The following is an 8383-nucleotide window of genomic DNA, read 5'->3' as shown; positions in this document are numbered from 1 at the left end:
GTCGATGTGACGCACCGCATAGAACCAGACGATCAATTCCAAAAAGTAGATGAGCCCCATCAATGCCGATATCGGTTGCAGGATCGCATATCCCATCGCAAGAAGGCCTGACGGTTCGACCACAGACACGACGCCGGCGAGAAACACCGACGAGATAACCACGCGAAAGAACGTTACCTGAGCCGGGGTTACCGGTGTGCTGCTCAACTCCTCCTTGATGATCACATGCGCGATACTCCACAGAAGCGGCACCCCCAGCGACACCAGAAACCAGGGTGAAAGGTTCAACATCCTGAATGTTCCGCCGGTACCGAGATAGTAGAGCGACGCCATCAGCATAGCCGTCAGCGCCAATTCGACGGCTGTCTTGTGTCGCCTCAGGAACAGGCTTTCCAACAGGATCGCGAAAAGGGGATAGGCCTGGATCGCGATAGCGGCGTTTGTGGCCCCTGCCTTTTCCACCCCCAGAACATAAAGGTATGTCGACATGCCGAAAAGCGCCCCGGTGAGCAGCGCAATTGCCCCCATGCGCCAGCGCGCACGAGACGACAGGCTGACCCCAAAGATGCCGCGGGTGCCGCGTTTGAGTTCGATCCCGAACACTGGGAGCGCGAAAACGACCTGCCAGACCGAAAGAGCGAGCGCAAAGGTCAATGCATCGATTGCAGCCGGTCGCAAGTTGGAAACAACCGGCATGACGCCAAGAAGGACGAGACTGAGCAACGACAGCACGATGCCTTTGCCGACTGAAGGTGAAAAGAGCGCCATTGAACTGACCTGCTGAAATTGTATTGACGCATTCAGAAATTGCGCCATTATTGCATAGATGCAATCAAAACATTGATACGATGGCAATTTGGCTTCCAGACCTGGAAGGGCGTAGCGGCCCGAAATATCTTCAGATCGTTGAGGCGATGGCTGAAGACGTCGCATCAGGACGCCTGGCAACGGGCACGCAGCTTCCCCCCCACCGCGAACTTGCCTACCAGCTTGACGTGTCCGCCAATACGACCAGCCGCGCCTATGCGGAAGCCGTCAGACGGGCCCTCCTGCGCGGTGAAGTCGGACGCGGGACTTTCGTCCGCTCCATTGACGATAGCGTGCCGCATGAAAAGCCAAACACGTTGCACCGTCCGCAGACGGGGCCGGTTGACCTGTCCCGAAACCTGCCTTTTCCCGGTTTCGCCGAGCCTCATGTCCGGCGGATCTTGAATGAGATATCCGGTGGATCCGGTCTGCATTCGCTTCTCGACTATCAAGCAGAGGCGGAACTGGAAGCACACACCAATGCAGGATTGAAGTGGCTGGAGAAGTGCGGTGTTGAAGCCCGACGGGAAGAAATCGTTGCGACGATGGGTGCACAGCATGGTCTTTTATGCGTGCTGACATCGATCCTGAGCCCGGGCGATCTGCTGCTGACGGAACAACTCACCTATACGCCAATCTGCGCCATAGCCGAGCGTTTGGGGCTCCATACCAGACAGGTGGATATGGACACGGCCGGTGTCATACCCGACAGCTTTGAAGAGCAGTGCCGCACATCAAAACCCAGGGCGTTTTACCTCACACCCACGCTGCAAGCCCCGACGACCGTGACACTTTCGGACACAAGGCGTCAGAGTATCGCAGAAATCGCCAACCGATATGGTGTGATCATCATCGAAGACGACGTGTTCGGCCCGCTCAAGACTGATCGACCCGAAACAATCGCAATGCGCGCGCCGGATCACACGGTCTATGTGACCAGCCTGTCGAAAGCCGTCGCGCCCGGATTACGGGTTGGCTTCCTTCGGGCACCTGAGCGTCTGATGCCGGGGGTGCGCCAGGCAATCAATCTCAGCGTCTGGATGACGCCCCCCTTGATGCTCGAAGTCGCGGCCCGGCTGATTGTTGACGGACTTGCCGGCGAACTGGCAACCAGGCAACGTACACTCGCGGCAAAACGACAGGCCCTGGCTCGATCGATCCTTGGTGACGTCGAGTTTGCTTCCGACATCAATGGCCTTCACATCTGGCTGCCGCTATTTAATGACCTGAGAGCCGATGTATTTCGTGCCCAATGTGCGCAGCAGGGCGTCCTGGTCAGCGAAGCGCGCAGTTTTTCCGCCCAACCGGACGGTGTGCCGGAAGCGATACGGATCTGTCTCAGCCATGAACCGAACGAGATGAGGTTGAAACAGGCCCTACAAAAAGTCGCCGACCTGATAAAGGCCCCCTCCTCCAGCTACATGCTCAGCATCTGACTTCGAAGCAAGCGTCCATTCGGGTAAGTGTGATTTACAGATCAAATTGCACCACGGACGTGTGTAGATGGATGGTTCCCTCACTCGCATTGCCGTCATTCACGATCGCTTTGGTGGCTGGCCCTGTTCCGCCGGTTCGTCAAGTCTCGGAAACAGCAAGCAGCAATCAGGAACTGTGGAAGCCCTCAGCTGCAATGGTCTTTTCAATCGTGAGAGTCCGGTAATTTGGTCCGAAGTCGTAATCGGCCTGTTTCTCACGAAAATTCTCCATTGCATGAAGGCACAATGCCGGTACTGGGCCCGGAGCCAAAAATCTATTTGAAATGTAATAACATTACGTATACGCATTGTGGTGTCAGTCAGTCATGTTTTTATTCTGGAGAACACATTGCCAAACCGGAAATTCAAATCGGCCTTTGCAGCGGCATTTGGCTTGGGCTCTTTCGCGATGATCGCAATTGCAATGCCAACTCAAAATGCGCACGCAAACGAAAAAACTTTGCGCATTGCCGTACCTTTCGGCCCGAAGAGCAGCGTGCCGGATCCCAGAGCCCGACAAAATGGGTGGCTCAGCAATCGCGCCGGTGTTTCTGAAACTCTGATCGGTCTGGCGCATGACATGACAATGCAGCCGCGGCTCGCTGAGAGTTTCGAAAACCTCTCGCCCACCGAATGGAAACTGACGCTCCGCACCGACGTCAAATTTCATGATCGTTCGCCGATGACCGCGGAGGCTGTGAAATCATCCTTTGAAAAACTGGATACCGAGGGTCAACCAGGCCACAATCCTCGTTTGTCAAAGCTGCTCGACCTTGAGACCATCATGGTGGAGGACGCCAACACGTTGGTGTTCAAGACCAAGTCACCCAATTCAGCATTTTTGTGGTCGCTGACTGAACCTTCCGCAGCTGTGATGAAAGAAGGCACCGAAGAGTTGCCACTGATTGGCACAGGTCCCTTTGTTTTTGCTTCTGCCGAAACCGACAAATCCTATCAGACTCGCAAGTTCGCGGACTATTGGGGTGGAGAGCCCAAGCTTGATGGCATCGTTATGGACGCTCTTTCCGATCCTTCGGTCGCCGCACTTGCGCTGCAAGCTGGAGACGTCGACCTTGTAACCAACTATCCGGAGCCTGATTTTGCCCGCTTGAAGGAAAAGGGAGAGGGGCAACTTTTCGCGAACCCAACAACGCGGTTGTTCTTCTTTCAGGTCCGCACCGCCGATGGTCCCCTTTCCAACGACGCTCTTCGCAAAGCAATCTCTCTTGGTCTTGATCGCGAAACAATCGTTGCAGCCTCTTTGAGTGGCGTTGGCGGAGAAGTCGCTAACAGTATTTTTCCGGCTTCAATGACTTCCTGGGCCAATACCAGCCTTTCACTGGACTATGACCCGAATGAAGCGATGACCCTTCTGGATAAGGCAGATATCAAGGATACCAACGGCGACGGAAACCGCGAGTTGGATGGTGCCGAAATTTCCCTGAAAATTCGCTCCTATGAAGGTCGCGCCGCGTTGCGCCCGACGTTGGAAATCACCCAGGCGTTGTTGCAGCAGATCGGGATCAAGTCAGAGATTTCCATGGCTGAATACGACGCCAACAACGAAGCGCTCAAAGCGGGTGAAATCCAAATGCACCTGCAAGCCTGGGGAACTGCACCGCTTGGTGATCCAAACTACTTCCCAAGCACGCTTGTTGAGTCGGGTGTTGGATATAACTTTTCCGGCTACTCCAATTCAGAACTGGATGACCTTCTTAAAAAGGGCCGGGAGAGCTTTGATGACGAAGTGCGGAAAGAATATTACGACCGCATTCAGGAGATTATCAACGAAGAGCTTCCACTGATCCCGGTGTTTCATAAAACACAGGTTTCGGTCGGTAACGGCAAAGTGGAGGGTTATCAGATCCACCCTGCCGAGACTTACCTCGTAACCCCGGATCTTACACTTGCAGACTGAAGCTATGAGCCTGCTCAAAGTGCAAAACCTGTCGGCCCGTATCGGTCGGCAGGTGGTGCTAGATGATGTGAGTTTCGATATCGAACCAGGCGAATGCGTCGCTGTTGTTGGCGGATCAGGCGCCGGAAAATCAACGCTTCTGCGCTGTTTAATGGGGCTGCAACGCCCGGCTGTACCTGTTGGCGGATTTCTTGCGTTTAATGGACAAATCACGGAATTCGATACGTCACGCCGCTCCGGAAAGCCACAGGGTATTGCCTATGTTTCTCAAAATCCGGACCATGGATTTGATCCACTAAAACGCCTGCAATGGCAATGGCGCCAAACTGCTCGAGCCGTGACCGGAACCAGGGACTTTTCCACCTCGCAACAGGGGCTCCTGAATGAGCTTGGACTTGGTCCCCTTGGCGGCAGTTTTCCCCATCAATGGAGCCGCGGCATGCAGCAACGCCTATTAGTGGGAATGGCACTTCTCGGTGAACCGAGTTTGCTGATCCTTGATGAGCCTACGTCGGCATTGGATCCGCTGATTGCGGCCCAGGTACTGCGCTCGGTTATGGCTTATGTCCGCAAACATGATGTCGCGCTTTTGATTGTCACTCATGACCTGGCACTGGCGGCCCGACATGCCAACCGAACCGCGATCATGACCTCTGGACGTATCGTGGAGTTTGGTGAAACCCGGAAACTGCTGCGCGCACCGGAAACCACCTATGGGCAATTGCTTGTAAATCATCGCGACTGGAACTTATCCGCAAACCAAGAAGCGACGGATTCCGTCGCGGCCGAATAACTTAGGTCAAATGCTCTGTATCGAAAAACTGCAATTACGACTGCACGGTAAATCAATTTTGGAGGATGTCTCCTTTGTTTTGCCGCGGGGACATACGCTTTGCATTGTCGGCGAAAGCGGCTCGGGAAAGAGCAGCCTCCTGCGCGCAGTCAACGGACTTTTGCCCGCGACTTTTGGCAGCCTTTCTTTTCATCCGAAAAACGGTCGTCCCGTATCTCTCAAAGGACGTTGGAAAGGTGTCGCCGGTTTATCCGGTAGCCGATGGGTGATGCAGGACCCGATCTCGGCTCTTAATCCCAAGTTGCCTCTCGGCGTGTCCGTGGGGGAAAGTGTTTTTGCGCAAAAGCTGAGTCCATTGGAACTCAAATCAGCCGTTTCGGCGGCACTTGCCGATGTGGAATTGTCGCCGGAAATGGCAAAACGACGTCCTGCTCAGGTATCCATGGGACAGGCACAACGGGCCTGTCTTGCGCGCGCCCTAATCGCTCGACCGGACCTGATTTTTTTCGACGAACCGCTAAGTGCGCTTGATGCGATTGTTCAAAAGCAAATCGCGGCAACGATGAAACGGATACAGACGCGGTTTGACACCACGTTTGTGATCGTGACCCACGATCTCGGATTTGCTGCTGCATATGCCGACCACATGCTTGTTTTGCGCGGTGGCCGTGTCGAGGCCAATCAATCCGCTGAGACGTTTTTCAAAACCCCTGAAAGCGACTATTGCCGAGAGTTGATTGCCGCTGCCCACGAACTGGGAAGTCTATCGGAAACCGTCGCCCAGGTGTCTGGAACGAAGGCCGCAACGCCATGCTAAGCAGATCGCAGGTTTTTACCTTCATTCTTGCGTTCAGCCGTCGTCTCTCAGGGCTATTATGCGTCCTTTTTGGCGTGAGCCTGATCACATTCACCATGACGTATTTTGCACCTGGCGACAAAGCCTCGGCGATTGCACATGCCCGCTACCCGGATGCACAGGGGTTTCCACCTGAAATCCTGGAAGGAATTCGCGAAGAATTCTCTTTGAACGAGCCGTTTTTTGTTCAATTCTTTCAGTGGCTTTCCCGATTTACCCAAGGAGATTTCGGTAAATCTTTCGCCTCAAATACACCGGTATGGGACATATTTGTTGCCAATGCTGCTGAAACATTTTCGCTAACGGCGACAGCGCTCGTCATCGGCCTGGTGTTTGCATTCGGACTGAGTTCCATTGCAGTTTGGCGGCCTGGCAGCCTGTTCGACAGGATATCCGTTGCCCTCGCTTCAATTGGAGCGGCCATGCCGAATTACTGGCTTGGTCTTTTGCTGATCTTGCTGTTTGCCGCGCATCTAAATTGGCTTCCAGCCTACGGAACCGGGTCGCCATCACATTTGGTGCTGCCGGCGCTCACGCTCGCTTTCTGGATCACCGCGTCGCAAACACGGCTTCTGCGTGCGTTTTTTCTCGAAGCAAAGGCAGCGCCTTACATTGAAACGCTTCGCTTGCGCGGTGTGAGCGAAGCCGAAATCTTCCGGCGACATATTCTTCGGCACGCAGCGGTTCCAGCGCTCACCATGATCGGGCTTGATATCGCAAGCCTCCTGGAAGGAACCGTTGTCGTCGAGCTGACATTTGCGCGTGGCGGCATAGGATCGCTGCTGGCAGGATCCGTTTTGTCGCGCGACTATCCAATGATCCTGTTCCTGGTGCTGTTTTCGGCGGTGGTTTACGTCTTCATCAATTCAATGATTGAAATCCTTCAGGAAATCATGGATCCGCGAATTTCCATTTGGTCTCCTCAAGAGGCTGTTTTGCCCGGGGAGGATCGGTGATGACGGTTCAAGCAGATGCCGGTTTCCTGGAAGAAGCGGATGCCCAGAAATCGAACCCGGAGATAGACCTGAAGCGGTTCCTCGTCCGGCTTGGCTTTTCGGTCGTGATCCTTCTGGTTGTCTTGGCCGTAGGCTTCTTGTTGTCGCCTTATGCCCCGAACGAGCCAAACTTTTTGGACAGGCTGTCACCACCGACCACAAACCATTGGCTTGGTACCGATCAGCTTGGAAGGGACGTTGCCACAAGACTTCTATATGGCGGTGTCTGGTCGATAGGACTGGCGTTTCTTATTACGAGTGTCGGCGCGATTGTGGGAACCGCAGTCGGTCTTGCCGCCGGTCATTTCGGGCGTGCTGCCGATGTGACACTGATGCGGGTTACCGACAGCTTTTTTGCCTTTCCGGAATTGATCGCCGCCGTGACAATCGCAGGCCTCCTGGGTCCAAGCACCACCAATATGGTGTTGGCGCTCATTTTGGTCGGTTGGATGAAGTTTGCGCGCCTTGTACGCAGTCTAAGCGTTGATCTGGCACACCGAGACTTTGTTGTACAAGCGAGACTCAACGGTTTGCCTTCGCGCCGAATTCTATGGCGTCACATCTTGCCGAATATCGGGCCAAGCCTTGTGGTGCTTTGGACCAACGCGTGGTCCAGAAGCATCTTGTCAATTTCCGGATTGAGTTTCCTTGGCTTCGGGGTGCAACCGCCGAACGCGGAATGGGGCGCTATGTTGCTGGACGGCAAAGCCTATATGCAAACAGCACCACATCTGATGATTTTTCCGGGGTTGGCGATACTTTTAACCGTCCTTTCCATCAATTTGACAGGTGATCGGCTGCGCGACCTCATCGGCAGCAACGAACTTTCAGCGGACTGATCATGACCATGGACTTCAAGGGAATTGGCTTGCGGGTTGGAGCGACCGTATTCTTTACGCTGATGGTGTTGTTCATCAAATGGCTTTCCGACGCCATTCCCGTCGGGCAGGTTGTCTTTTTCCGCAGTGCCTTCGCGTTGATCCCATTGATTTTGTTTCTGATGTGGACGCGAGAGTTTCCGTCCGGTCTTAGAACCAGACGCCCACGCAGTCATGTCGCGCGCTGCGTTCTGGGTTGCCTTGCCATGTTTGCAAGCTTTGCCAGTCTCAAGTATCTGCCACTGTCACATGCTTCGATCATTGGTTACCTGGCGCCTGTCCTCGCGGTCGTACTGGCAGCAGTTTTCCTTCGCGAAACTGTTAACGGTGTACGCTGGTTCGGGATCCTGTTCGGCTTTGTCGGAGTTCTCGTTCTCGTGCTCCCCACAGCAACAGCCAGCGACCTTGATACAGCCTATCTGATCGGTGTCGGTCTTGCCCTTGCAATGGCAATTCTAACAGCAGGTGCAAAGGTACAGATCAGAAGTTTGGCGTTGACTGAAAATGCGGGTGCCATTGCCTTTTATTTTGCCCTCACTTGCACAATTGCGGGCCTAGCAACTCTACCGCTTGGCTGGACAATGCCGAACTGGAACCAGCTTGGATTATTGGTCTGCACGGGCTTTGCCGGCGGCATTGCACACATCCTGATGACACTGAG

The 8383-nt window shown here is 54.3% G+C and carries 8 protein-coding genes; 7 read left to right on the top strand and 1 reads right to left on the bottom strand.

What is annotated here, in order from left to right; genetic code table 11:
• A partial coding sequence (locus K5905_RS20885; RefSeq protein WP_297587261.1) for an EamA family transporter occupies window positions 1-768 on the bottom strand: 768 nt, incomplete at its 3' end.
• 80 nt (window positions 769-848) lie between these two features.
• On the opposite strand from K5905_RS20885, the gene K5905_RS20880 reads away from it, so the two are divergent.
• The 7 genes from K5905_RS20880 to K5905_RS20850 form a co-directional block, all read left to right on the top strand.
• Window positions 849-2243: a PLP-dependent aminotransferase family protein gene (locus tag K5905_RS20880; RefSeq protein ID WP_297587258.1), complete on the top strand. Its 1395-nt coding sequence runs from the start codon at window positions 849-851 to the stop codon at window positions 2241-2243.
• A 388-nt stretch (window positions 2244-2631) separates the two neighbouring features.
• A complete protein-coding gene (locus K5905_RS20875; protein ID WP_297587256.1) occupies window positions 2632-4200 on the top strand; it encodes an ABC transporter substrate-binding protein in 1569 nt (522 codons plus the stop codon).
• A 4-nt stretch (window positions 4201-4204) separates the two neighbouring features.
• Window positions 4205-4993: a dipeptide/oligopeptide/nickel ABC transporter ATP-binding protein gene (locus tag K5905_RS20870; protein WP_297587254.1), complete on the top strand. Its 789-nt coding sequence runs from the start codon at window positions 4205-4207 to the stop codon at window positions 4991-4993.
• 10 nt (window positions 4994-5003) lie between these two features.
• On the top strand, window positions 5004-5810 hold the full coding sequence (locus K5905_RS20865; protein WP_297587251.1) for a dipeptide/oligopeptide/nickel ABC transporter ATP-binding protein: 807 nt from the start codon (window positions 5004-5006) through the stop codon (window positions 5808-5810).
• Entirely contained in the window at window positions 5804-6805 is a 1002-nt protein-coding gene (locus K5905_RS20860; protein WP_297587248.1) for an ABC transporter permease, read from the top strand. The genes K5905_RS20865 and K5905_RS20860 overlap by 7 nt, the downstream gene beginning before the upstream one ends.
• Window positions 6805-7683, top strand: a complete 879-nt coding sequence (locus K5905_RS20855; RefSeq protein ID WP_297587246.1) for an ABC transporter permease — start codon at window positions 6805-6807, stop codon at window positions 7681-7683. Before K5905_RS20860 ends, K5905_RS20855 begins: the two co-directional genes overlap by 1 nt.
• A 2-nt stretch (window positions 7684-7685) precedes the next feature.
• On the top strand, window positions 7686-8383 hold a 698-nt coding region (locus K5905_RS20850; RefSeq protein ID WP_297587244.1), incomplete at its 3' end, for a DMT family transporter.

This window comes from Roseibium sp. (assembly GCF_025698965.1).
GTDB lineage: Bacteria > Pseudomonadota > Alphaproteobacteria > Rhizobiales > Stappiaceae > Roseibium.
Note: the sequence above shows the minus strand (reverse complement) of the source record. Positions and strands in the feature narration are given on the sequence as shown.